Here is a 22,747-nt window from a genome sequence, read left to right as displayed (position 1 = left end):
TTGAACAAGATAAATTTTATTGAATCTATCAAACTTCATTGATTTTATCGAACGTACGTGCTATGTTTGGTTCGATGAGGTGAGAATAATAATGAAATTTTCACGAGTTAGTCAAGTATCAGAATTAACAGGTTTGCATCCGAGTGGTCTCAGGAGAATGCTGGTGGAACACGCTACGATTCAGAAGAACAAATCTTTCATTAAAGGAGTTACATTCTGATGATATTGGCGAAGAAAGTCAGACTAATTCCAACGCCTGAACAAGAAAAAGTGCTTAGAAACCATGCTGGTGCTGCAAGATTTGCTTATAACTATTGTAAAAGAATAAGTGATAGATATTATAAGCTATTTGGAAAATCTGTTTCACAGTTAGCTTTACAGAAACGATTTACAAAGATCAAGAAGCGAAAGAAATATGAGTGGTTAAAAGACATTAATGCACAAGTTCCCAAACAGGCTTCAAGAGATTTTGATGCGGCGAGAAAAAATTCGTTCAAAAAGTACAAAAATGGTTCTCACACTTCTTATAAATCCAAAAAAGATGTAATCCAAGGATTTTATGCTAATTATGAAAGACTGATTATAGGAAAGAAAGTAGTTCACATTCAGTCTATTGGAGAAGTGAAAACAAGCCAACAACTACCAAGAAATAAAAAACCATCCAATCCAAGAGTTACCTTTGATGGTCGTCACTGGTGGATTAGTGTAGGGTTCCAAGAAGACTTTGAATTACAAGAACTAACGAATGAGTCGATTGGTGTGGATGTTGGTTTAAAAGAGCTTTTTGTAGCTTCTAATGGTATGAAAGAACGAAATATAAACAAAGATGCCAAGGTTAAAAAACTTTTGAAAAGGAAAAAGTCAGCACAAAGAGATATGTCTAGGAGATTTAAAAAAGGTGTGAAAATTCAATCTGCTGAATATGAAAAAGCGAAAGCTGAGCACCTGCGGTTATCTAGAAAAATTACGAATATCCGAAATAACCATATCCATCAAGCAACAGCTAAATTGGTGAAAACCAAACCAATGAGAATTGTTGTGGAAGACTTATCTATCTCAAACCTGTTAAAAAACAAAAAACTATCGAAAGCATTTTTATTTCAAAAATTACACTTCTTCTTTCAATGTTTATCATATAAGTGCGAGAAGTATGGCATTGCGTATGTAAAAGCTGATAAATGGTTCGCCTCAAGCAAGATTTGTTCATGTTGTGGAGTTAAATACGACCATTCAGTTCAACCAGAAGGACAGTGGAGTTTAAAGATTCGTGAGTGGCGTTGTGCTTCATGCAATAGCTATCACGATAGGGATGTAAATGCTGCGATAAATTTATCAAGATGGGTAAAATAAATGCTTGATAATAGGAGGTAACGATACTGCCTCGTGTGGAGTGTTATACCCCTCGTCCCTTTGGGGCTGCGAGAACACTTTGAAGCACTAACTTGTGTAAATTTGATTGAATTGTATAGATTTAGTTAAGTTTATCGTATCGGAAAGTGTTTTTGACGAGTTATTAAATGCAAAAGAAGAAGTCTTTTGCATTTACCTTTTAAATAGACTAGATAGTACGTTTAGCAGTCTATAATTATAATTTTTTGGTACAATTATATTGAAAGGTAAAAGGAGCTTCTAACATGTGGTTCATTTCGGCAATTTGGCCTATTATACTAGTCGGGGGAATTGTAGTATTTGTAATAAAAAGATTGGAACATAAATATAAGCACGGCAAATTGGGTAAGAAAAAATCAAAAGAGACTCAACTGTTATTAGACAGTTTCATACCTATAGGAATGCTTTTTGGCTGTATAATCGGTTTGATTTTCGGCATGTTTTCCCCAGATTTCTCACTGATTTCAATTAGTTTAGGATCCGGAATAGGCTATTTATTTGGATTTTTTGCTTATGAAATTTATAGCAAGACAGGAAACAATTTTTGTTAATCCAAAAGGAATAAGCGGGACAGTACATAGTAATCATATAAAATATGTAACTGTCCTTTATTTTTGCATCAATGTTATCAATTTTTCTTCCACATCCTATACACCTTTTTTATTGATGTTTCTCTCCTCTTTCTTTCGCATATCCGCTTTTTTGTTCTTCTCGGCTCTATAACCAAAGTAAAGTAGCGCACATGTAGTAATAGAACCTACAATGTATCCTAAAAAGCCTCCTAACCAAAACATAAAAATTGCCTCCAATCCATTATAAATTTTATGTAGTAGACATCTGTAAAACGCTCTCGGTACCTCCGTTTTTTATTACAGATTGGAAAATCCCCTTAACTATTCCATCCATGAACATTCTGTCTTCTCTATTTTGATTATTATCTATAAAATTATTTATACCACTAATTCTTCCATTATCTCAAATAACAACTTTATTATAAAGTTTGCACTCACATTACATATATGTAGCATCACTGTCTCTTTTTCATTTTACCCTTGTAACTGGAGTTTACTTCTACAACTTAAAAACAAAAAACCCCCTCAAAGCATAAACTTCAAGGGGTGAGCCTGTTTTTTATTTACTTATATACGTACAGCTGTACCACTTACAGCAACCATTAACATTCCATCACGAACAACTTCGTAATCTACGTCAATACCAACGATAGCGTTCGCACCTTTTTGTTTTGCGAGTTCTTTCATTTCATCCATTGCGATATCACGAGCTTCTTTTAGCTTGCTTTCATAAGAACCAGCACGACCACCGACAACATCACGAACTGAAGCGAATAAATCGCGGACAATATTTGCACCCATAATAGCTTCACCATTTACAATATCGATATACTCAATAATTTCTTTACCTTGAATTCCAGACGTTGTTGTTACAATCATGACTGACACTCTCCTAATAAGTTGTAGTTTTGATAAGCTTTCTTATGTCTTTATTATGACATGGAAAAAGTATCTAATCCATTGAATTACCTTACAGGAATGTGGCAGTTTTGTAATAATAAAGCGCGCATTATGTTTAATTTTAATAAAGTGCTTTAATATTGGGATACATAAACGATTCTCTATTTTCTTTCCAATCCTTTTCTACTTCTTTAAAAGTTGGTCGCCCTAATTCTTTGTTATTTTCATGTTTACTAAACCATTTTTTCACATACTGGTCTCCATTTTTGTTTTGAACTGTACAAAGGAAACTATTACTGCTATCCTTTAATATTTTTACAATCACGAAAAGGCACCTCTTCCCTTTTAAATAACATGATAGAACTTGATCTTTTACTATAAGCCCTTCCTCTCTTATAGTCATACGACTCCTCGGCCGCGCCAAAGTTGTAAGATCAAAAAACGATATTCACTTTGTTTATATTTTATTTAAAGAAATCAGAGTTATAGGCATTATGCTTATCAAATATTTTATAGATTTCTAACTTATCGTCTAATTTTGCATCTACTAAAATTAATATATTGCCATCGTAAATATATTCTTCATACTTTTTAGCATGGTCTTCAGGGATTCCTAAGCCGATAAATGCTCCTATTAAACTTCCAGCTCCTCCGCCAATACCGGCTCCTCCAATAGCTGCTGCGATTGGTCCTGCTGCTACAATTGGCCCCATTCCAGAAACGGCAAGTACACCAAGACCTGTTAATAATCCACCAAGCCCGCCTGCTACCCCTCCAGCTACAAGCCCTGTCGCTGAAAAGATATCTGCTTTATGTGCAGTTTCGCTATTCACTTTTTCACCCGATTTTTCTTCTAGATGTTCAATTTCCTTTTGATCTTTCGCAATAGCTGAAATGTTATCTGCTGAGTATCCTTTTTCATTTAATTCATTAATAACGAGTGCCGCATCATCAATTGTTCTAAAAACACCTACTATTTTTCTATCTACATTCATAACTATTAACCTCCTAAATTTTTATATAATGTATTTTTATTTTTCTTCATTTCTGTATACACTAATTTTCTTATTAACATAACCATTTATGAAAAAAGCGAATAGTAAAAGCACTACAAGTGAACTACTTAACAAGTAAATTAAATCAAATGTAATATTAATCATCATTTCATTCATGTATACCAGGCTCCTTTTTATTTAAAGTAAAAGTATATTTTGATAGACTAATCTACTAAACATAGACATCTTACAATTCATCTTCAGTCAATCTCTTTGTAGTATATGTATACCCTTCCTAACCTTTTCTAAACGTAAAAAACTATAATTATATTTTTTCTTATTTATATGTTTAACATTTTTTAAAACGGGTATGTTTATATTGTTATGCTTACTATATGGAAAGGAATATTACGATGAACGCCATTCACTCTACTACTATTTCTTATAATGAAATACCTACAATAACGCAGATTCATCATTTTTATGCTTTAATGACAACATTTCAAACGAATGTATTTATAAGTAAACACGGAACACTTACTTCTATTAAAAACTTAAGCACTCTAGTATCCTTTTTCCTTACTGTAAAAAAGAGAGATCTTGTATTATTTATTTTTGAAGGAATAGATGCAAAAAGAGCTTTAAGAACACTCTTCCCTTCTTAAAAGTTTTGTTATCCCCTATTCCCTCGATTGTTACTTTTCATATATAGTTTTATATTTCAAAATGATTTCCTCTATTAAAAAAGCCCCCCCCTAATACAATAGGGGGATTTCTAGTTTAGCCTTATGAAAACTGATATAATATATATTACGTTTTTCATTCTTTAAAATAGAAAAGTTTTAATAACCTTGAAGGTAGGAATTTTTAATGAACTCGAAAGCAAAATTTAGTATTCGCTACAAAATTATGGCTGGTTATTTAGTTATCATTTTGTTCTTACTTGTTTCTTTCATTATGTTGAACAATGAGATTTCTAATTTACAAAAATCTCGTAATTTTATTATTGATCACGATTTTAAAGTTCTCAATTTAACAAATCAAGTGGAGAAAGATTTACTAACAATTGAAAATAAAGCGAAAGGGTTTATCATTTCTAATAATCCAAATTACGTACAATCTCTTAATTCTGCGGAAAAGGATTACGAAAAGCATTATCAAGATCTTTTCTCATTATTAGAGGATAACCCATCTCAGCAAGAAAAATTAAAACAGATTAACGAAAATATTATTAGTTGGATAAATAAAGAGATTCACCCGTTAATTGCAAATCATAATAGTAATAATGTACAAACAATCGACACGACTCAAATTCAGTCCTTACAGTCACAGGTAACTAACTTCCGTAGCACTGAGGAGCAATTAACGAAAAAAAGAGCAGCACAATTAGATACTGAAAATAATAAATTAGAGATTTGGTTATACAGTTTATTGTTCTTACTTTCTTGCATTTCCATTATTGTTTCCCTTTATATTTCTAATTCCATTACAAAAACGATTAAAAATGTAATTCAAGCTATTAAATCCATTTCTTCTAAAGAAAAAATCACGGAAAGAATTCATGTAAACACACGTGATGAAATAAAAGATCTTGCTCATACAACGAACCACTTACTAGACGAAATATCGAAAAGAGAGTGGTTACAAACTGAGCTTGCAGAATTAATTTTAATGTATCAAGGTGTATCTTCTATTGAGATGTTAGGTAAAAAAATTCTTAGTGGAATTATACAAAAAACGCACACTTCTTGCGGTGCATTTTATGTACGTGAAGAATATGAAGAAACTGTCTACTATGTGAAAAAAGCTTCTTTCGCCGATCAAGGTGCTGATATTGGAAAACAATCCATTAAAATGGGTGAAGGTTTCATTGGACAGTCTGCCTTAGAAAAGAAAAGTTTTATTCTCAGGGATATACCCGAAGAGTTTCGTTATGTCACTAGCGGAGTATTAGAAATACGTCCTAAAAATCTACTAGTCATCCCTATCTTATTTGAGGATGAGGTGATTGCAGTAATGGAGTTAGTAAGTGTAACTGAGATTTCAGACTTACATCAAGATTTAATTCAACAAACTATTGATAATCTAGGTTTAACAATCCATAGCATTATAGGACGTATGCGAATTCAAACTCTTTTACATGAATCACAAGCAATGACAGAAGAGTTACAAGTTCAATCAGAAGAATTACAAACGCAAGCTGAAGAACTACAAATGCAAGCTGAAGAATTACGAACAACAAATGAACAATTAGAGTCTAGAACTGAAGAAGCTGAACAAAAGACAGCTGACTTACAAATTACCAAATCAGAATTAGAAGAAAAAGCAAGCGAGTTGTTACGCAGCTCAAAATACAAATCTGAGTTCCTAGCAAATATGTCACATGAATTACGCACACCGTTAAATAGTATTTTACTATTATCTGAAATGTTAAGAGAAAATCATGATAATCATTTATCGGATGATGAAATTGAACTAGCAACTGTCATTCATTCATCAGGGAAAGACTTACTTACTTTAATTAATGACATACTAGATTTATCTAAAGTAGAAGCAGGCAAACTAGACATCATTTTTGAAGCAACGAACATAAGTGACATGGCAGCCAATATGCATCAAAACTTTTTACATATAGCTGCACAAAAAAATGTCGAATTTACTATTGAAGACAGTGATACGATTCCTGATCTGTTTTATACAGATGCAAAACGGATTGAGCAAATTATTAAAAACTTATTATCCAATGCATTTAAATTCACGGAAAAAGGATCCGTTTCTTTACATTTCGATTCAATAGAAACAACCAATTTAAGTCATGATATGCAGTCTATAAGTAAAGATTGGATTACAATTTCAGTAAAAGATACTGGTATTGGTATCGCTAAAGAACAGCATCAACTTATTTTCGAAGCCTTTCAACAGGCAGATGGCGCAACGATTCGGAAGTATGGTGGTACAGGATTAGGTTTATCTATTTGTAAAGAGTTTGCTAGATTGTTAGGTGGTTGGATTACGTTAGAGAGTAATGTAGGAGAAGGTAGTACTTTCACGGTATATATTCCTAACCTTCCAAATGGATTACCAGATATACAGTTATCCAATTTAGAAGTCGCAGCAACGATAGAAGATGTTATTCCTGCTGAAGTTGTTGAAGAAACTATCGTTACTCCCGAAACAAATAACGTCTTCCAAGAGAAAACCATTTTAATTGTCGATGATGATCATCGAAATATATTTGCGTTACAAAACGCATTAAAAAAACAAAATGCCAACATTATTACTGCCCAAAACGGCTTAGAGTGTTTAGAAATACTAAAAAGTAATACAAATATTGACCTTATTTTAATGGATATTATGATGCCTAATATGGACGGTTATGAAACGATGGAAAATATCCGAATGAACTTAGGGTTAAATGAAATACCTATTATCGCATTAACTGCTAAAGCAATGCCAAATGATAAGGAAAAATGTTTATCTGCTGGCGCTTCAGATTATATAAGTAAACCATTAAATCTATATCAACTCTATTCGGTAATGAGTGTATGGTTAATAAAATAAGTGAGGTTTAGTTGGAGTGGAAAATAAGTATTATAATTTTGATCCATCAGTAGATACGGATGAGCGCACGAACTTAGAAATTGAATTACTATTGGAAGCGGTATTTAAACTATCAGGATTTGATTTTCGCCAATATGCTCGCACATCTATTTATAGAAGAATTTGTAATAGAATGCAGCTCTCTAATATCCCTACCATTTCAAAATTAATTGAAAAAGTAATTCACGAGGAAGGGGTTTTAGAACAGTTATTAAATGATTTCTCGATTAATGTAACTGAGATGTTCCGTAACCCTGCCTTTTTTAAAGCGCTTAGAGAGCATGTTATTCCTGAATTAAAAAAGCAACCTGAAATTAGAATTTGGCATGCTGGATGCGCAACTGGTGAAGAAGTATTATCAATGTCCATCTTACTTCACGAAGAAGGATTAAGTGAAAAGTCGGTTATTTACGCAACAGATATGAATACAAATGTGTTAGAAAAAGCAAAACAAGCTATCCTCCCGTTAAATAAAATGCAAACTTATACGAAAAATTATTTACAAGCTGGCGGTACACAAGCATTTTCTAACTATTATTCAACAGATAATCGTTTTGCTTATTTTAATCCATCACTTTTACAAAACATTATTTTTGCACAGCATAATTTAGTAACCGATCAATCTTTTAACGAGTTTCATATTATACTTTGTCGTAACGTTTTAATTTACTTTACAAGTAAACTTCAAAATCAAGTGCAGCAACTATTTTATGAAAGCCTAGGTCACAATGGTTTTCTATGTTTAGGAAATAAAGAAACTCTTCGTTTTTCAAATATAATGCCGCATTATACCCAATTTAATCCTAGCGAACAAATTTATCAAAAAATACAATAAAAAGCGTATGAAATCCTCTGTTTGGATTTCATACGCTTTTTATTTCGCATTCGTTTGTATCATAATTAGACACATATCATCTGATTGCGCTTTCTTTTGTTCTTCCTTGTAAAACCCTTCTATCTCGCCTTCTAAATCTCCCCATTTTCTTTCTGTAAAAGTACGTAATTTCTCTTCAGACTCAAATTCATCATTTGCAATTGCTTCAAGAACACCATCTGTAAACAATAATATTTGAGCGTTCTTCTCAAAAGGTATAACTGTCTTTTTAACTTTTATTTCATCAAAAAATCCTACGGCACAACTCCCGCGATCTAGTTCAACTACATTTGTTTCATCAACTAAAACATATCCAGAAGGATGCCCTGCATTGACATATTCAACTGTTCTATCTTCTGTATTAACAACTAAGTATATCGCCGTAAAATAATAAGGAATATTATCATTTTCATTATGTAAAAGGGTCATATATTTATTTAATTCTTTAATAACGAGTTCTGGATCAATTAAACATTTAATTGTTTCACGTAATACAGACGAAATAAACATACAAACTAATGAAGCAGATACACCATGTCCCATCACATCTAATAATATAATACCGTAGCGATTTTCATCGATTTTATACCAATAATACATATCTCCAGCTAGTTTAAATGAAGGTAAGTAACTTGCTTCAATTTTTATATGATCTTCTCTTAATGGGCTACTTAATAAGTTTCTTTGTACTTGCGTAGCTAAATCTAGTTCATTCCGAAGATTTTCTTCTTGTTCTTTATGCCAATTTAATTCTGATTTCAAGCGTAACGCTACACGCATACGTGCTAATAATTCAACTTTATTTATAGGTTTCGTAATATAATCCATTGCCCCCATATCAAGAGCTTCGGCCAATTTATTTGCATCCTCTAAAGCTGTAACAAAAATAATAGGGATATCTTTAAACTTCTCCTCTTTTTGTAATCGCCTACAAACTTCAAGTCCATCAATTTCAGGCATCATAATATCTAATAGTATTAAATCAATTTCATTATGCCTGGAAGAATCTTTTCCAAACTGTATGTATTCGAAGAGCTCTTGTGCAGAATTGAGCGATACAAGATCATGATATCCGGCTTGTTTTAAAATCTTCTCAATTACAAATATGTTAACCGGATTATCATCAACAATTAAAATGGACACAAGTTATTTCCCCTTTTCTTATTTAAAATGTAAATCTATTATCATTTTCTATTTTTCTAGTATTACATACTCAGTTACAAAATGAAAATTTCTTACTCAAACATATTTATACAACAAAAGAACAAACCCCTAGAAATAGGAATTTGTTCTTTCACTCTATAAATTTCTACTTTTAATTTAAAACCATTGCTTTATCATTTAAAAGACGATCTAATTCTTCCATATGATTTGTTTCATCTGCAATCATATCTTCTAGTTTTACAACTAACTCTGTCATATTTAATTTCGCTGCCTGTTCTTTTCTCGTTTCATAACGCTTAATTGTTTCATATTCTGATTGTCTAGCGGATTCTAACATTTCTCTAACATCTTCTACTTGTTTCACTGGTAAAGGGATCGTAGTAGGTGTACCACCTAGCGTCTTAATTTTCTCCGCTAAATATAGGGCATGTCCTTGTTCATCACTAATTTCAGATTCAAAGAAAGGTTTTAACACTTGTCTATATATACCAGAAACTGTAGCTGCATTATGGTTATACATAATAATTGCTGAGTATTCTCCTGCTAAATCTTCATTCAATCCTTCGATTAGTTCTTTCACATCGTGTGACATTTTCATATCTCCTCCTATACTTAATAAGTACCCCTTTTCTCATGTTTTAAACATAATTATTTTAAATTTTTATGTATCTAAAAATGCGGCTTGCTTCAATTTACTTATCGCTTGTCTTTTAATACGAGAAACGTGCATTTGTGAAATACCTAACCGTTCCCCTGTATCTTTTTGATTTAAATTTTCTCCAAATATATAATGAATAACACTCTTTTCCGTATCATTTAATACGTTAAAAATATCCTTTAAAACGAGACGCCTTTCTGTCTCTTCATATCCTTGCTCTACTTCACCTACAGATTCAATTCTCGCTACCGAACTTCCATCAGATGAATTTTCAACTACATCATCTAAGGAAGATACTCGATAATTATTTTTCGCATCCATAATCTCTAGAACTTCCTCTTCCGATAGTCCTAAATGATTTGCAATTTCTATTATCTTCGGTGAACGTTGCAGGTGATCTGTTAACTCCTCTATCGCAAGTTTAATTTTCCCGCCCAAATCTTTAATTCGTCTTGGAACGTGAATGCCCCAAGTTTTATCGCGTAAATACTTCTTTATTTCCCCTACTATCGTAGGTATTGCAAAAGGCTCAAAAGCATTCCCTATCGAATAATCATACCTTCTTATTGCACCTAAGAGCCCTAACATCCCTACTTGTATAATATCCTCATGCATCGGCCCGCCTTTTGAATAGCGATATGCAATGGAATATACGAGATTTTTATAATGATCAACTAACCTTTCCTGCGCTTCATTACATTGGTTTTGTTGGAATTCTGCAATTAGCTTAATAACGTCTTCTTTAGTAAGAGTTGTAGGTTGAGATTGGATTTCCATCATTCTCCACCTGCTCTCTTTGTATATATTTTGTCATTAAAACTGTCATTCCCTCATCATGCATAATTTGTATATCATCCATTAACGTATTGATTAAATATAAACCTAAACCATTTTCCGGCAAATGTTCTACTGGTTTACTAATATCATACGGACCAACTTTCCTTTTTAAGCTATTAAAATCAAAGCTAACCCCATTATCCGCAACCATAATTTCTAATCGATCTTCATATAAGCCAAAGACAATTGTAATTTCTCCAACGTCTTCTTTGTATGCATGTTGTACAATGTTTGTACATGCTTCACTAATAGCAATTTTCATATCTTCTATATCGTCATAAGCAAAGCCCATTCGATTCGCAACACCAGCCATTGTTAAACGAATAATAGCCACATATTCTGCCTTTGCAGGAATTTTCATTTCTATCTTTTCAAATCTCTCCATCATCCCTAGTCACCTTCTTTCTACTTTTTCAAAATCGGAATTCAAATTTAATATTTCTGTTAACCCTGTAATATCGAATAATCTTTTTAATCTTTTAGATACACCGATAAACTCTAGTTTTCCATCATTTTTCTTAACTGCTTTTAATAGCGCTATAAAAACACCTAAACCAGTACTATCCATATAATCTACGTTATGAAAATCTACTACAATATGAACCTCTTTTTCGCTTGTAATAGGCATTACCTTATTTTTTAAATCTGATGCCGTATACGCATCAATCTCACCATTAAGTTGTACCGTATAACCTACATCATTTTGCAAAATATTTATTTCCAAATTCATCATTTCCGCCCCCTTATCTCAAACTTTTACTATTTAATTACCCATAAAAATTAGTTTTAAACATATTTTTTTATTTTCATTATAAATAAATTTTCTACACCTTTCTCGGCTTAACACTTAAAAAATACTACCGAATGTTTAAACCTTATAAATTTGTGTATGTATAATGTATAAACATTATTTTTAGGGGGATCTATCTATGGAAGAGCACAACTTTAAAAAGGGAGATTTTGTTCAATTTTCTTATCGACACGATCATGCTACAACGTTAGTTGGTTCCATTATTAACATACTAACAAATACAATTGTAGTTGATATAGGTAATAGCGAGGACTTATCTCATATAGAACCGAGGCAAGTCGTAAAAATAAATAATTGTGAAAAAGTAACGATGGTTTAATACATAATAGAAAGTGTAATTTTAATGAGTGGGGGTTCTTCATCCTCCACTCTTTCCTATGCAGATTACATAAAAAAACATCCAATTATTTTAATCGGATGCTTTTTTATGTATATTTATCAGTTCATTAACTTTATAGCTATATATAATAAACTTAAGATTACTATTTATTATCATACTTACGCTTTCCGCAGCATTCTAGAGAAGAATGTAACGATTAAAATAAAGACGATTGCACCTAATAACGCTGGAAGAACGAAAATGCCTCCCCATTCAGGACCCCAATGACCAAATAACGCACTACCTACCCAAGATCCAATTAAACCAGCAATTACATTACCAACTATACCTAAAGGAAAGTCTTTTCCCGTAATCATTCCAGCTAACGCACCAATAAGTCCACCTACAATACACGTAATAATAAGTCCCACAATTAAACCTCCTATATTGTTTTTATATTTGATTTATCAAGCTTTGGTATGTAACCAAAGCTTGATAAACATGTATCATTCTTTATTATCCAATCCATCACTTATCTTTTGTTTCACTTTTCCGACTTTTTCTTTTATAGTTCCCTTCGTCTTCTCCCACTTCCCTTCATTTTTCAACTCTCTATCTTCTGTAACTTCACCAATTCCTTCTTTTAATTGCCCTTTTTTCTTTTCAACTTTACCAGTAATTTGTTCTTTCAGCCCGCTCTCACTCATATTTCCCATCTCCTTTTCGTAATAGATTTATAGATGTAAAGGGTACAAAATTAAATAGAATACATGCATCTTCTTTCTTGTAACCATTCACCGACTCTTTCTAAATCCTTAACGAATAACAAGATTTTTCCTTCATCCAGCTTTTCTTCATAAAAGTTCGCTTCTTCCTCATTAAGCCCTAACTCTTGCATTTTATTTCTTAACTGATCTCCTGTTTTTTGAAAGACGTTAATAATGCTTGTCCCAAGTCCTTCCTCTTTTATTCCAATCGTGTTCACGTCTGCATTATCTGCGATTCTATCTGTCCTCTCTTTCTCATGTGTTAACACGTAAATATCTTTTTGTTCTATTCCTTTCTTCACTAGATCATTCGCCGCATTCATGACCTCTTTCTCCGTAATAAATTCATATACAAAAGGTTTACTATACTTCGTTTCCATCTTTAACTTCCTCCTTTAAAATGAATTATTTGTTATATTATATGTAGTACACCTATTTTCGAAATGTTAAACATAAAATATGAAAAAAATTATGTGAATTTTAATTTTAATAGAAAATGAACAACATCATTTACCACTTTAAAACACCTTCCCCTTACAATAACTACCTAAATTAACAGAAAATTGTTATAATTAAATTCAAGGAGGGATACTATGAAAAAAATCATATCTATATGCGCTCTAACCGCTCTATCTTTCACTTTAATAGGTTGTACAAGCACCTCGGCTACAGATAAAGCTTCACAAGTTAAGCAAGAACACACACAACATACCTTTCAATTAAACTCCGCAAATATTTCAGACATTGAAATACTAAAAACAACAAATCATACTACTTCCAAATCTCAAACAGATAACGAAGAAATGATAAAATCTATCGTTTCAGCAGTTCAAAATGGAACACCTAAAACAATCACTTTAGATCAAAAAAAGAGAGAATCTGCACATTCTACTATTACCGTTACATATAAAGATGACTCAAAAGAAGAATTTCTTGTATGGGTTGATAATAAGGAACAAATTACAATCGCTAAAAATGAGAAGAAAGATAAGGTAGAAGGTGTGATAGTGAATATTAAAGATGCTAAAATGATGAAGGATTTCTTTTAAAATTCTAGTTAACGTAAAAAAAGAGTAGGATTACATCCTACTCTTTTTTTACTCATGCCCAATAAATAGACTTTTATAAAAGCTATTTAAGGTCTAATTTTGCTAAATCATGTTGTAAAACATTATTTCCTTCTTGTGGGTTAAATACGATTGCACTAAGACCAAAAACATTCGTAACAACATCTCTATCTTTCGGACGAATGATTCTTACTTCATAAGCAAAAAGTGCTGGAGGAAGAGCTGCTGAACGAAAAGTAACATATCGATTAGGTGGCAATGTTTGCGTTGAAGGGTCTATTAATGGTAACAATACCGGAGAACCAGATGACCAATCAAACATTTCAACAGTTACTCTACGAGTATCGTCAGGATCAACATTCATAGCATCCACAGTAAGAAATAACGTAGCGGAATGTCTACGTAATATACCCGTTGATAAAGTTTCATTATGATGTTCACAGCATTTTTTTGGAGGGTGACCATAGCCATAACTCATACCAATCCCCCCCTTTCATTTACAATTAAGGACAAGTATTCCTTATAATATATAATGCTAGTATTCTTTTATTGAAAGGTATAAAAGCGGATTTCTATCTATATTTTTGGATATTTTATTTTTCATTTATTCGCTTTTAAAGAATGATATAGACTCTCCTATTTTGCCTTTGAATTCCTTCTAAGAATATATTCTGCCCTCATCAATCGAGGTCTTACTCCCCGACAAATAGCGGGATAAATCTATTTTGAAAAGGACCTGCTCCATTCATTCGTAAAAGCATACAGTAAATGGAATCCGTTAAAACACATGAGTGACCCCTTGGTTTTCCCTTCCTATTAAAAGGAGGAACTGTTATGGGCTTTGGTGGTAGTTGTGGTGGCTGTGGCTTCGCTGGAGGATTTGCTTTATTAGTTGTATTGTTCATTTTATTAATCATCGTTGGAGCTGCTTGCTTCTGCTAAAAAACTATCGGAAAAGACACTTTTATATGAGTGTCTTTTCTTCATAAAAAATACGCAATGTGCAGTTTAAGTGTAAGATGTAGTATTACATCCCCCTCCATAATGAACTTCGATACTATAAATTTCGTTTAGGTGCAATCTTAAAATTTTAGTTTAATAGCAATATGGTGAAACTCTATTCCATATAATATTGCTATTGCAGAAAAGTAAAACAAACTGGACAACCTAGATTTCAAACTGTAAGATTAGATGTTGGTGAAATTGGGCGGCAAAGCATATATAGAAAATAGGTGTTAATTTTGAAAATCAATAAAAAATTCGAACCAATAATTTTTAATATCTTTATGATTTTAGGTATATCTAGTATTATCTCTTTCGTCATGGTTTCAATGAATGTTGGATATACAGCTTTATTTCTCAAATCATGGATGAAAACATGGGGAATTGCTTTCGTACTTGCATTTTTAGCTTCTAAATTATTACCCTTTGTAGTTAAAAAAATAATGAAAATCTTCACTTTTGTTGAGAATGATGCTTAAGAATAAAGTGATGTACTACTCCGGTTCATTCCAATTAAAAGAGTTTATTATCACAAAAACTTAACCTAGTAAAATGTTTCAAATCGAAGGAAGACACCTTACAGGTTGTCTTTTCTTTATAAGTAAAAAAAGCCCACCTATTTCCGTAGGCGGGCTTTATCTTTATTACACAATATGAAAGTATACTCTCTTTTTCTCTGAAATTTTATGTAATTTTACATATTCATGAACATACATGTCTTGATGGACTTTATCTATATACTCATGGCAGTAATCCATTGAAAATGTATCTTCTTGAAAGCAAAACTCTCTTTTAGAAAAAAAAGACACCCTAAAGTTCATTCCTCCGACTTGAACCTCTTTAATTTTAATAATATGTATTGGACTCTTATCTAAAAAATAATCTAATGTATTCCAATAAGAGAAAGATAATGATAAAATAAAAGTGCAACAAGATGTTGCTTAGTTTTTAAATTTTATGGGAATAACACAAAAGCTAGGTTTGGTCGCCAAGTTTTTTCATTCCTATCGGTCATGAAATACCCCGGTTGGTCGCTGGGGTATTTCTTTTTTTATTAACGTATATATAGGTCTATTATGGACAAAATAAAATATAATCTTAGTAGAAGATAGAACACTGACATCTTTGCCGCTTCTAAATCACTTTGGTCTTGTGCGAAGAAAGTATGGTCAGTACTTTCAGCTCAGTGTTCGATCTACTTTAGTTTTTGAGTTGAGTGTTGCTAATCATAGCAGCACTTTTTTACATTCCAATTTGTTCTTTGATGAATTGAATTATATGTTTTACAAACTGGCTTTGCGTGAAGAAGTAATGAATATTTCTCAGTACTGTCGTCCACGATGCTAGATTACTTACGAAAGACTGGGATTCTGTCTTTTTGGTCGCCTTTTTTTTACGTTTTTTCATTCCTGTCCCTCCCTTCATAAGGGAAGGGCAAAGATGGCACATTTTATATTTTAAAGAGTTATATAGAAGAGGACAAGCTATTCATTAGCAAAATAAAGAAAAGACACCCTAAGGTGCCTTCCTCCGACTTGAACCACTTTAATTTTAATAATATGTATTAGACTCCTATCCAACTATTATTTTACTATGTTAAGTTATTTTTGTTTATTGAGAAATACAATAATTTATTTATGTTGGTCGTCTGTATGGTCCATGCAGCGATTAACAAGAGGACAATAGCAGTGATGACACCTAAAAGTCATTGCTTGAGCCGATGGCTAGAAACATAAGCATTACTGTGTATTTATGAAATCTCATTATAAGCAAACTCCTAGTGGAACTACACATTGGTAGAAAAATATATATACTTCTACTTGATAAGTTCTTATTTTAATCATATATAAAAGGAAATGAAACCGGCTATAACAATCAATGGAAGGATTACTGCGAGTTTATTTTTTAGAGGGACACGCTTGTCTGGGACGCCGGGGATGGATAACAAAAGCTAGTAAAACAATTACCCCAATAATACCTAAAAGTGTATGAATGATGATCATCCTCCTAAGTAATATTATTATTAAAATTATATCACATTCAAATGTTCATAAAGTAAATATTTTACAATATAACCCAGATGTTGCATTTTTAAATTCAAAAAAGCCCCTCAAAGCATCAGCTTTAAGAGACCCCATCCTATCATCTTCTCTCTTCATACAATCGATTTGCTTTATACGAGCAAACGAAATACATACATGTCACAACGGGGATAAATGTCAAAAAAAGTCCTCTCATTAATGCAAATGGCGTTTCAAATAAGAATGACCATAGAAATGATACACCTTGCTTATCCCATAATCCTGGCGTCAAGTATAGTTCTTTCGGATTTACAAAGGCTCCTAAATTCATTGTATTACTATACATAAATAAAAATAATATCGGCAAATAACAGATCGCTAATTCTAAAAATGTTTTAGATAGACGCTTATACTTCCCTGCTCGTGACATTGGATCTGAAAAAATGTCATCTTCACTTTCTTCATCTACCTTTTTAAAATATTGCGTACCTGACCACCGATTACCAGCTATATGCTCCCAGCCACTATCTTCAAATAATGTGCAGTAATTAATAAAGTCACTTTTTCTACTAAATACTCTATGGTCTATTTTAATTGTCGCATCTTCCGGTTCTGTATATCTAAATGTATAACCAAATGTATTGCTTTCTAGTTGATAACCTTTCCAAGCCATCTCTTCTAACCATTTTTCCTCTTTCTCAAAATCTAAAAAGAATTTCAATCTCCACATCATCGTTTCCCCCTAACTATACGTGTAATAAACTTTTTGTAACCGCAATAATGTGCTGCATTCTCATAAAGTCTAAGTGTAATACTTCTTTCCCTCGTTCCGTAATGACATACACTTTTCTTCGTTTATCTTCACTTTTTACTGATTCTATTAATCCTTGTTTTAATAAATTTTCAACCGCGCCATACAGTGTACCCGCTGCGATTTTCACTTGATGATTACTCAGTTCCTCTACCTTTTGCATAATTAAATAACCATGGGCTGGCTCTAACAAAGCTAAAAGAACGTAATACGTTGTTTCCGTTAATGGTAAATTTTTATCTCTATTCATAAAGACCTCCAATGTAACGATAAGTATATAGCTAAACTATATAGTTCAACTGAATAGTTTCATTTTATACAGTCAGACTGTATATGTCAAATGTAGGAATAACTTTATAATCCAAAACAAAAACGCTACCTTTTTAAAAGATAGCGTTTTTGTTTTATCCTTGCTTATTCTTCGCCTTCATTTGCTCTTCATAAACAAACTTCGCGGTCATAAAGTCGTTAGAAAAATCTTTCAATGCATTCTTCATTACATTTAATTCTTCTTGTGATTTAATTTCAATACCGTTTAAGAAATCAAATGCTTTTGATTGTTCCTCCGCAACAAAATTTTGTGTCATATAGTCATCTTGGAAGTCTTGCTTCGCCTTTTCTTTTACTTTATTCATTGCATCTGTTTTGTTTATGCTTTTCATAGGGTTTTCGAATGCTCCAGTAGGTTGTTCCGGTTTTGGCTCTTCTTTCTTTTCCGGCTGTTGCGCTGGTGCTGGTTGTTGTGGTTCTTGCTTTGGTTGTTCTTGTTGAACCGGCTGCTGCGCTACTTGTTGCTCTTTTTTCGCTAACTCATCTTTTAACTTCTTCACTTGCTCATCAAGAGATTTTTTTTCAGTTTCTAACACACTCATATCACTTTTCAACTTTTGCGCCTCTTCAAAATGTTCATCTACTAATTTATTATATTCTTTCTCAGAGTACATTTTTTCACTGGTTGATGTCGTTTTCTCTTTCGTAACAACTACATTAATAATTATAAATAAGGCTACAATTCCTATTAACGCAGCGAAAATCTTCTTTTTATTCATGATTAATCCTCCAAAATGTAAAATTTCAAAAATTATCATAACAGACCAATTCGTTTTCACCTGTCATATTTTGTCGAATCAATATAATAAAAAAAAAGCATCTGAAACAGATGCTTTTTTCTCATTCTTAATACGTAAACGTAATCGTCACTAAAGAATACCCTTCTTTCGCATTGTAAGGCTCCGCTTTATAAGAAACTCGATTTGCCCCTTGCGGATAATCGATTTCGCCAATTGCCTTTTTAACATCTTGCAGTGCACCATTCATTGATTGCTTGTACAGCACTTCAATTTTCTCTGGTTTTGCACTATAACGCTGCTGCATTTTATTTTTTAATTCGGTATAGTTGTTTACGATATATTCATTTCCTAAATAGTTTAACTTTGTATCTTTTAATATTTGCTGATATGCAGGCGTTTTCGTACTACCTGCCGCAATTTTGTTTGTCAGTGTACTATAATAATTTGTTGTAGCTTGCGGATAGTCTCCGCGGTTCCACTCATGATTTCTTGCGATTTGTTCATCTGATAAATTGAAATACGAATACGTTACGCGGCCCTGTTCATCTGGAACCGGATCATCGAATGTTGTATCAAGGTGATACCATTTGTTTTCGATTTTCACTAAATTCCAAGCATGAGGTTGTCCGTCCCCAGTTCCTGTCACGAAATGATTTTCAATTCCTGCTTCTTTTAATAATTGATAAGTTAATAGTGCGTAACCTTGGCAAACCGCAGAACGATTTACTAGTGCTTCATATGCTGTGTAAGCTTTATAAGACGTATCATAAGAAACATGTTTTACTACGTAATCATGAATCGCCTTCACTTTTTCGTGATCATCCATTCCAACTTGAGTAATAGAAGAAACGATTGCTTTCGCTTGTTTCATGACATATTCCGTCTGTTCTTTCGTTTCACGATATGTAATCTTAAGTGTAAATGTATAATTTCCAGGTGATCCAGAAAGTCCATATGAAACATTCGATCTATTATTATTTGTATACTCATTTTTACTTGCAACTTCTTTATATGCGTTAAAAAGTGTATTCATCACTTCGTTTGTATTATTGTTTTTCGTTTTATATGGAAGTGTAATATTTGTCTCGTATGTATTAATACGCTTTTGTACTTCCTCTTTAAAAGCTGTTAATAATGCCGCATCTCCTGTGTCTTTCACATCAGCATTTTTATACTTCAAAGTTTTATATAAAAACTGCGCATACTGTTCACGTGTTACTGTGCCATACGGTTCAAAATTCCCGTTCCCTGTGCCATCTGCGATTCCATTTGACTGCACTGCACTAATTGCGTTTTCTGCCCAAAATGGATTTGGAACATCCTTAAAGGTATGTTTTTGTTTTGCCGCAAGATGGAAAGCATTTGTAAGAATTTGTGCCATTTCCGCACGACTCACAGAAGCTTTCGGTCTAAATTGGCCATTTTCATCACCTTTAAAAACTCCTAAATTCGTTAAAGTTAATACCTCTTCTGGAAACATTGTAGAACTTTGATTAATATCACCGTAAGGATTTTTAAACGTAGACCCATCCTTTAATACGTAACGAGTTCCATCATTACTAAACGAACCGCCTTGTTTATTCGGTACTAACACTCGATAAATTAAAGCCGCAACTTGCTCCCTTGTCGCAACATCTCCAAAACCAAATATCCCATTTCCATAACCGGAAATAATATTTTTACTCGCTAAATCTTTAATCGCAGGATATGACCAATGTGATGTCGGCACATCAGAAAAAACACCCACTTCAGCAGCTTTTACATCGCTACCATTTGTATATAACAACGCACCACCAATAAGTGATAATGATGTAATTGATTTTAATAGTTTTGTATACATAATGTCTTCTCCCAATACATTCTCTATTTTTGTTGGTTTATGTCGAAAAATCTAAAAATATGACAAAATATATTATACAATTAAAAGTTTTTGATGGATATATTGAATTTTAAAATATGCAAAAATTCATATTGTTATAAGGATTCATAGTAATATTATGTTATTTTACTTGCGAATATACAAATAAAAAAACGCTCATTTGAGCGTTTCATCTATATACCTAATAATTACTTTTTCTTCACTTAGAACTCTTCTTCGGTAATAATCCTTTGATATAACAACTCTTTATACTTCAATATTTCTTCAACCCCACGGCTCTCCATGCGTATATTGTATAACACTTGTTGTATTGACCTCTGATTGGTCCGTTGAAACATTTACTCCATTTAATAGTATGACCGTAATTATTAATCCAATTGAACTGCTGATGATCCTTTTCATTTTAAAGCCCCTTTCTGAAAACCTTTTTCTTTTTCTTTATATCCTAAATAGAAGTATTCACTAGATTTTATTGAATTTCCTTCTTCATGATATTTAACCGCTAATTTTTCAGCATATTCCTGGACATATTGCCATAAACCTACTTCATTAAAGAAAGAAATTCCTTTAGAAATGGCTAACTCTAATTCTTCAGCAGAAACATTCTCATTCATTTCTTTTAGAATTGTAAAATGATGTTCATATTCTTTTTGTTCCAGTTCATTACAAATTATTAATCCTTTTTCAATTAAGGACGCTGCAAGCTTTGTCTTTCCTAACTTTAAATTCTCTCTAGCTTCCAAAAAAATCGCTCTAAAGTGATTCGGAATTTTTTGTGATACTTCTGATAAGTAACGAAGTGCTAAATCAGATAGGTTTTGCTCTGCATACATAACCCCTAAACTATGTCGAACTCGTAACATTAGCTCCTCTTCATTCTGCTTTTTCAAAATATCCAGAGACGACATGAAATAAACTTCTGCTTGTTCAAATTCATTTAGCTTTACACATGCTAAACCCAGAACATTGTCACATGCTGCCACCTTCCTGCTATACCCGTACAGCCCTTCAAATGTATTCCTTGCTCTAGTTGCATATTGAATTACTAAAATAGGCTGGCAAACGTGATAATAATAGCTTGATAGCTTAAAGTTAAATTCTGCTTTTTCAATTGGATCCTGGATATTTCCCAACAAAGATTCTGCTATTCCATAATGCTTTTCAGCCACTTTAAAATCACCGTTTACTGTAGCATGAGAAGCCTTAAAGAAATGGTAATAATATAATAAAGATTCATCTGATGGAGCTTCATCTAACTTCATTTTTCTTAGATCATTCTTAGATATGTCAGATTGATGGGGATAAAACTCTGCACTTAACATTTTAAATCTAAAATCTACAAGTGAATAAAACTCTGTATTCTTTCGATCTTCTTCCATACTATTAACTTTTGTATCAATACTTTGTTTTAATTCCTTTGCCTTAGAGAAATTCTGTGAACGAATTTCTCTATACCACTCATGTAAAAGTAAATTGATTTCTTCCTTTTTTATTACATGTACACTCATATAATCCCTTCTCCTTTGTCTATAGATTACTAACATAATAACAAAAATCTCCCAGCAAAACTTTTAATTTTCTGAATATTGTTGTTTCAAAAAAATTTCTCAATACAATCCCACCATTTTATCCCTTTAAACTATAACTTGTTCTGTTCCTTATTCGTTTCTATATAAAAATAACACATCATTATTAATAGTGATGACACATGAAAGTCTATCCTTTCATAAGAAAGCCTCTTTTCTTTTGTACATTATATCCATTAGGACTCATTTATTTTTTACGAAACCCACCCTTTTGCTTCCGCCGGCGACGAGGAGTGGGGTTTTTGTTATCTTTTTCTAAAATTTGTTTCCTAAAAACATACGCAGAAATTTTACGTACAATGGTTTTCACAAATACTTTTAGAAGTTCAAACAAAACTCCATTAGAGATAGTTTTATAAAATTTTTCACCACTAGCCGTAAAAATATCTTATAATCTATATATATAACAAATTAATGTATTAGGG

Annotated in this window: 31 protein-coding genes; 10 read left to right on the top strand and 21 right to left on the bottom strand. The window is 32.4% G+C overall.

From position 1 onward, the window contains the following. The first annotated feature begins 91 nt into the window (after positions 1-91). The 3 genes from ATL10_RS31835 (at position 92) to ATL10_RS10165 (ending at position 1,940) form a co-directional block, all read left to right on the top strand. Positions 92-220: a hypothetical protein gene (locus tag ATL10_RS31835; protein ID WP_000672782.1), complete on the top strand. Its 129-nt coding sequence runs from the start codon at positions 92-94 to the stop codon at positions 218-220. Then, the gene (locus ATL10_RS10170) at positions 220-1,350 is read left to right on the top strand and encodes an RNA-guided endonuclease InsQ/TnpB family protein (protein WP_098508247.1); all 1,131 of its coding nucleotides are present in this window, start codon (positions 220-222) and stop codon (positions 1,348-1,350) included. Before ATL10_RS31835 ends, ATL10_RS10170 begins: the two co-directional genes overlap by 1 nt. 284 nt (positions 1,351-1,634) lie before the next feature. Next, a complete protein-coding gene (locus tag ATL10_RS10165) occupies positions 1,635-1,940 on the top strand; it encodes a hypothetical protein (protein ID WP_110496859.1) in 306 nt (101 codons plus the stop codon). 96 nt (positions 1,941-2,036) lie between these two features. On the opposite strand, the gene ATL10_RS31230 is transcribed toward ATL10_RS10165, so the two are convergent. From ATL10_RS31230 to ATL10_RS31225, 5 genes are all read right to left on the bottom strand, one after another. Further along, entirely contained in the window at positions 2,037-2,183 is a 147-nt protein-coding gene (locus tag ATL10_RS31230; RefSeq protein WP_000498642.1) for a hypothetical protein, read from the bottom strand. Between the two features lie 345 nt (positions 2,184-2,528). Then, positions 2,529-2,840 carry a YbjQ family protein gene (locus ATL10_RS10160; protein WP_000637510.1) on the bottom strand — a complete coding sequence of 104 codons (312 nt, stop codon included), beginning with the start codon at positions 2,838-2,840 and terminating at the stop codon, positions 2,529-2,531. A gap of 142 nt (positions 2,841-2,982) precedes the next feature. Beyond that, positions 2,983-3,186 (bottom strand): DUF4028 family protein, encoded by a 204-nt coding sequence (locus ATL10_RS10155; protein ID WP_000635853.1) that lies wholly within the window; start codon positions 3,184-3,186, stop codon positions 2,983-2,985. Between the two features lie 139 nt (positions 3,187-3,325). Next, positions 3,326-3,856 (bottom strand): general stress protein, encoded by a 531-nt coding sequence (locus tag ATL10_RS10150; protein ID WP_097925229.1) that lies wholly within the window; start codon positions 3,854-3,856, stop codon positions 3,326-3,328. Between the two features lie 36 nt (positions 3,857-3,892). Further along, complete coding sequence (locus ATL10_RS31225) at positions 3,893-4,033, bottom strand: hypothetical protein (RefSeq protein ID WP_001004570.1); 141 nt, start codon at positions 4,031-4,033, stop codon at positions 3,893-3,895. Between the two features lie 236 nt (positions 4,034-4,269). Here ATL10_RS31225 and ATL10_RS10140 point away from each other — a divergent pair, with 236 nt between their 5' ends. From ATL10_RS10140 to ATL10_RS10130, 3 genes are all read left to right on the top strand, one after another. Next, on the top strand, positions 4,270-4,521 hold the full coding sequence (locus ATL10_RS10140; protein ID WP_030023661.1) for a hypothetical protein: 252 nt from the start codon (positions 4,270-4,272) through the stop codon (positions 4,519-4,521). Between the two features lie 205 nt (positions 4,522-4,726). After that, the gene (locus ATL10_RS10135) at positions 4,727-7,417 is read left to right on the top strand and encodes an ATP-binding protein (protein WP_110496857.1); all 2,691 of its coding nucleotides are present in this window, start codon (positions 4,727-4,729) and stop codon (positions 7,415-7,417) included. A gap of 16 nt (positions 7,418-7,433) precedes the next feature. After that, positions 7,434-8,291 carry a CheR family methyltransferase gene (locus ATL10_RS10130; RefSeq protein WP_000429042.1) on the top strand — a complete coding sequence of 286 codons (858 nt, stop codon included), beginning with the start codon at positions 7,434-7,436 and terminating at the stop codon, positions 8,289-8,291. A gap of 39 nt (positions 8,292-8,330) precedes the next feature. Here the strand turns inward: ATL10_RS10130 and ATL10_RS10125 are convergent, their stop codons facing one another. The 5 genes from ATL10_RS10125 to rsbV all read right to left on the bottom strand — a co-directional run bounded on the left by ATL10_RS10125 (position 8,331) and on the right by rsbV (position 11,722). Beyond that, entirely contained in the window at positions 8,331-9,473 is a 1,143-nt protein-coding gene (locus ATL10_RS10125; protein WP_029442048.1) for a fused response regulator/phosphatase, read from the bottom strand. Between the two features lie 172 nt (positions 9,474-9,645). After that, on the bottom strand, positions 9,646-10,086 hold the full coding sequence (locus tag ATL10_RS10120) for a ferritin-like domain-containing protein (protein ID WP_000017755.1): 441 nt from the start codon (positions 10,084-10,086) through the stop codon (positions 9,646-9,648). 69 nt (positions 10,087-10,155) lie between these two features. Beyond that, positions 10,156-10,932 (bottom strand): RNA polymerase sigma factor SigB, encoded by a 777-nt coding sequence (gene sigB, locus ATL10_RS10115; RefSeq protein WP_015055091.1) that lies wholly within the window; start codon positions 10,930-10,932, stop codon positions 10,156-10,158. Then, positions 10,895-11,377, bottom strand: coding sequence for an anti-sigma B factor RsbW (gene rsbW / locus ATL10_RS10110; protein ID WP_000970583.1), 483 nt, complete (start codon positions 11,375-11,377; stop codon positions 10,895-10,897). The genes sigB and rsbW overlap by 38 nt, the downstream gene beginning before the upstream one ends. A 6-nt stretch (positions 11,378-11,383) precedes the next feature. After that, positions 11,384-11,722, bottom strand: a complete 339-nt coding sequence (rsbV, locus tag ATL10_RS10105) for an anti sigma b factor antagonist RsbV (RefSeq protein ID WP_002106052.1) — start codon at positions 11,720-11,722, stop codon at positions 11,384-11,386. 196 nt (positions 11,723-11,918) lie between these two features. On the opposite strand from rsbV, the gene ATL10_RS10100 reads away from it, so the two are divergent. Continuing rightward, the gene (locus ATL10_RS10100) at positions 11,919-12,119 is read left to right on the top strand and encodes a hypothetical protein (protein ID WP_000391014.1); all 201 of its coding nucleotides are present in this window, start codon (positions 11,919-11,921) and stop codon (positions 12,117-12,119) included. Positions 12,120-12,298: 179 nt separating this feature from the next. Here the strand turns inward: ATL10_RS10100 and ATL10_RS10095 are convergent, their stop codons facing one another. The 3 genes from ATL10_RS10095 to ATL10_RS10085 all read right to left on the bottom strand — a co-directional run bounded on the left by ATL10_RS10095 (position 12,299) and on the right by ATL10_RS10085 (position 13,266). Beyond that, on the bottom strand, positions 12,299-12,550 hold the full coding sequence (locus tag ATL10_RS10095) for a GlsB/YeaQ/YmgE family stress response membrane protein (RefSeq protein ID WP_000522903.1): 252 nt from the start codon (positions 12,548-12,550) through the stop codon (positions 12,299-12,301). A gap of 75 nt (positions 12,551-12,625) precedes the next feature. Continuing rightward, a complete protein-coding gene (locus ATL10_RS10090) occupies positions 12,626-12,826 on the bottom strand; it encodes a CsbD family protein (RefSeq protein WP_053565102.1) in 201 nt (66 codons plus the stop codon). A gap of 50 nt (positions 12,827-12,876) precedes the next feature. After that, positions 12,877-13,266: a YflT domain-containing protein gene (locus ATL10_RS10085; protein ID WP_053565103.1), complete on the bottom strand. Its 390-nt coding sequence runs from the start codon at positions 13,264-13,266 to the stop codon at positions 12,877-12,879. A 213-nt stretch (positions 13,267-13,479) separates the two neighbouring features. On the opposite strand from ATL10_RS10085, the gene ATL10_RS10080 reads away from it, so the two are divergent. Further along, the gene (locus ATL10_RS10080) at positions 13,480-13,935 is read left to right on the top strand and encodes a hypothetical protein (RefSeq protein WP_053565104.1); all 456 of its coding nucleotides are present in this window, start codon (positions 13,480-13,482) and stop codon (positions 13,933-13,935) included. 82 nt (positions 13,936-14,017) lie between these two features. Here the strand turns inward: ATL10_RS10080 and ATL10_RS10075 are convergent, their stop codons facing one another. Continuing rightward, entirely contained in the window at positions 14,018-14,431 is a 414-nt protein-coding gene (locus ATL10_RS10075; protein ID WP_000120208.1) for a hypothetical protein, read from the bottom strand. 356 nt (positions 14,432-14,787) lie between these two features. On the opposite strand from ATL10_RS10075, the gene ATL10_RS10070 reads away from it, so the two are divergent. Then, a complete protein-coding gene (locus ATL10_RS10070) occupies positions 14,788-14,895 on the top strand; it encodes a YjcZ family sporulation protein (protein WP_000505670.1) in 108 nt (35 codons plus the stop codon). 299 nt (positions 14,896-15,194) lie between these two features. Next, entirely contained in the window at positions 15,195-15,434 is a 240-nt protein-coding gene (locus ATL10_RS10065) for a DUF2798 domain-containing protein (protein WP_000700210.1), read from the top strand. A gap of 763 nt (positions 15,435-16,197) precedes the next feature. Here the strand turns inward: ATL10_RS10065 and ATL10_RS31220 are convergent. The 7 genes from ATL10_RS31220 to ATL10_RS10035 all read right to left on the bottom strand — a co-directional run bounded on the left by ATL10_RS31220 (position 16,198) and on the right by ATL10_RS10035 (position 22,244). Continuing rightward, a complete protein-coding gene (locus tag ATL10_RS31220; RefSeq protein WP_000746319.1) occupies positions 16,198-16,362 on the bottom strand; it encodes a hypothetical protein in 165 nt (54 codons plus the stop codon). Positions 16,363-17,097: 735 nt separating this feature from the next. Next, entirely contained in the window at positions 17,098-17,709 is a 612-nt protein-coding gene (locus ATL10_RS10060) for a DUF2812 domain-containing protein (protein ID WP_002083001.1), read from the bottom strand. A gap of 13 nt (positions 17,710-17,722) precedes the next feature. Further along, positions 17,723-18,037, bottom strand: a complete 315-nt coding sequence (locus tag ATL10_RS10055; RefSeq protein ID WP_001078063.1) for a PadR family transcriptional regulator — start codon at positions 18,035-18,037, stop codon at positions 17,723-17,725. A 154-nt stretch (positions 18,038-18,191) separates the two neighbouring features. Then, entirely contained in the window at positions 18,192-18,836 is a 645-nt protein-coding gene (locus ATL10_RS10050) for a hypothetical protein (protein WP_142669948.1), read from the bottom strand. 127 nt (positions 18,837-18,963) lie between these two features. Further along, positions 18,964-20,697 carry an S-layer homology domain-containing protein gene (locus tag ATL10_RS10045; protein ID WP_016513686.1) on the bottom strand — a complete coding sequence of 578 codons (1,734 nt, stop codon included), beginning with the start codon at positions 20,695-20,697 and terminating at the stop codon, positions 18,964-18,966. Positions 20,698-21,000: 303 nt separating this feature from the next. After that, complete coding sequence (locus ATL10_RS10040) at positions 21,001-21,138, bottom strand: Phr family secreted Rap phosphatase inhibitor (protein ID WP_000821342.1); 138 nt, start codon at positions 21,136-21,138, stop codon at positions 21,001-21,003. Next, a complete protein-coding gene (locus ATL10_RS10035; RefSeq protein WP_016082632.1) occupies positions 21,135-22,244 on the bottom strand; it encodes a response regulator aspartate phosphatase in 1,110 nt (369 codons plus the stop codon). Before ATL10_RS10035 ends, ATL10_RS10040 begins: the two co-directional genes overlap by 4 nt. Positions 22,245-22,747: the final 503 nt, after the last annotated feature.

Source organism: Bacillus sp. 196mf (assembly GCF_003217275.1).
GTDB classification, from domain to species: Bacteria; Bacillota; Bacilli; order Bacillales; family Bacillaceae_G; genus Bacillus_A; species Bacillus_A thuringiensis_S.
Note: the sequence above shows the minus strand (reverse complement) of the source record. Positions and strands in the feature narration are given on the sequence as shown.

What these genes read in the sequence shown, in the direction of transcription:
- ATL10_RS31220 (WP_000746319.1), bottom strand. Translation starts at nt 16,362, where the DNA reads ATGAAAAAACGTAAAAAAAAGGCGACCAAAAAGACAGAATCCCAGTCT.
- ATL10_RS31225 (WP_001004570.1), bottom strand. Translation starts at nt 4,033, where the DNA reads ATGAATGAAATGATGATTAATATTACATTTGATTTAATTTACTTGTTA.
- ATL10_RS10055 (WP_001078063.1), bottom strand. Translation starts at nt 18,037, where the DNA reads ATGAATAGAGATAAAAATTTACCATTAACGGAAACAACGTATTACGTT.
- ATL10_RS10085 (WP_053565103.1), bottom strand. Translation starts at nt 13,266, where the DNA reads ATGGAAACGAAGTATAGTAAACCTTTTGTATATGAATTTATTACGGAG.
- ATL10_RS10070 (WP_000505670.1), top strand. Translation starts at nt 14,788, where the DNA reads ATGGGCTTTGGTGGTAGTTGTGGTGGCTGTGGCTTCGCTGGAGGATTT.
- ATL10_RS10160 (WP_000637510.1), bottom strand. Translation starts at nt 2,840, where the DNA reads ATGATTGTAACAACAACGTCTGGAATTCAAGGTAAAGAAATTATTGAG.
- rsbV (WP_002106052.1), bottom strand. Translation starts at nt 11,722, where the DNA reads ATGATGAATTTGGAAATAAATATTTTGCAAAATGATGTAGGTTATACG.
- ATL10_RS10165 (WP_110496859.1), top strand. Translation starts at nt 1,635, where the DNA reads ATGTGGTTCATTTCGGCAATTTGGCCTATTATACTAGTCGGGGGAATT.
- ATL10_RS10060 (WP_002083001.1), bottom strand. Translation starts at nt 17,709, where the DNA reads ATGATGTGGAGATTGAAATTCTTTTTAGATTTTGAGAAAGAGGAAAAA.
- ATL10_RS10170 (WP_098508247.1), top strand. Translation starts at nt 220, where the DNA reads ATGATATTGGCGAAGAAAGTCAGACTAATTCCAACGCCTGAACAAGAA.
- ATL10_RS10050 (WP_142669948.1), bottom strand. Translation starts at nt 18,836, where the DNA reads ATGAATAAAAAGAAGATTTTCGCTGCGTTAATAGGAATTGTAGCCTTA.
- ATL10_RS10120 (WP_000017755.1), bottom strand. Translation starts at nt 10,086, where the DNA reads ATGTCACACGATGTGAAAGAACTAATCGAAGGATTGAATGAAGATTTA.
- ATL10_RS31835 (WP_000672782.1), top strand. Translation starts at nt 92, where the DNA reads ATGAAATTTTCACGAGTTAGTCAAGTATCAGAATTAACAGGTTTGCAT.
- ATL10_RS10100 (WP_000391014.1), top strand. Translation starts at nt 11,919, where the DNA reads ATGGAAGAGCACAACTTTAAAAAGGGAGATTTTGTTCAATTTTCTTAT.
- ATL10_RS31230 (WP_000498642.1), bottom strand. Translation starts at nt 2,183, where the DNA reads ATGTTTTGGTTAGGAGGCTTTTTAGGATACATTGTAGGTTCTATTACT.
- ATL10_RS10035 (WP_016082632.1), bottom strand. Translation starts at nt 22,244, where the DNA reads ATGAGTGTACATGTAATAAAAAAGGAAGAAATCAATTTACTTTTACAT.
- ATL10_RS10135 (WP_110496857.1), top strand. Translation starts at nt 4,727, where the DNA reads ATGAACTCGAAAGCAAAATTTAGTATTCGCTACAAAATTATGGCTGGT.
- ATL10_RS10140 (WP_030023661.1), top strand. Translation starts at nt 4,270, where the DNA reads ATGAACGCCATTCACTCTACTACTATTTCTTATAATGAAATACCTACA.
- ATL10_RS10040 (WP_000821342.1), bottom strand. Translation starts at nt 21,138, where the DNA reads ATGAAAAGGATCATCAGCAGTTCAATTGGATTAATAATTACGGTCATA.
- ATL10_RS10090 (WP_053565102.1), bottom strand. Translation starts at nt 12,826, where the DNA reads ATGAGTGAGAGCGGGCTGAAAGAACAAATTACTGGTAAAGTTGAAAAG.
- ATL10_RS10075 (WP_000120208.1), bottom strand. Translation starts at nt 14,431, where the DNA reads ATGAGTTATGGCTATGGTCACCCTCCAAAAAAATGCTGTGAACATCAT.
- ATL10_RS10045 (WP_016513686.1), bottom strand. Translation starts at nt 20,697, where the DNA reads ATGTATACAAAACTATTAAAATCAATTACATCATTATCACTTATTGGT.
- ATL10_RS10080 (WP_053565104.1), top strand. Translation starts at nt 13,480, where the DNA reads ATGAAAAAAATCATATCTATATGCGCTCTAACCGCTCTATCTTTCACT.
- ATL10_RS10150 (WP_097925229.1), bottom strand. Translation starts at nt 3,856, where the DNA reads ATGAATGTAGATAGAAAAATAGTAGGTGTTTTTAGAACAATTGATGAT.
- rsbW (WP_000970583.1), bottom strand. Translation starts at nt 11,377, where the DNA reads ATGATGGAGAGATTTGAAAAGATAGAAATGAAAATTCCTGCAAAGGCA.
- sigB (WP_015055091.1), bottom strand. Translation starts at nt 10,932, where the DNA reads ATGATGGAAATCCAATCTCAACCTACAACTCTTACTAAAGAAGACGTT.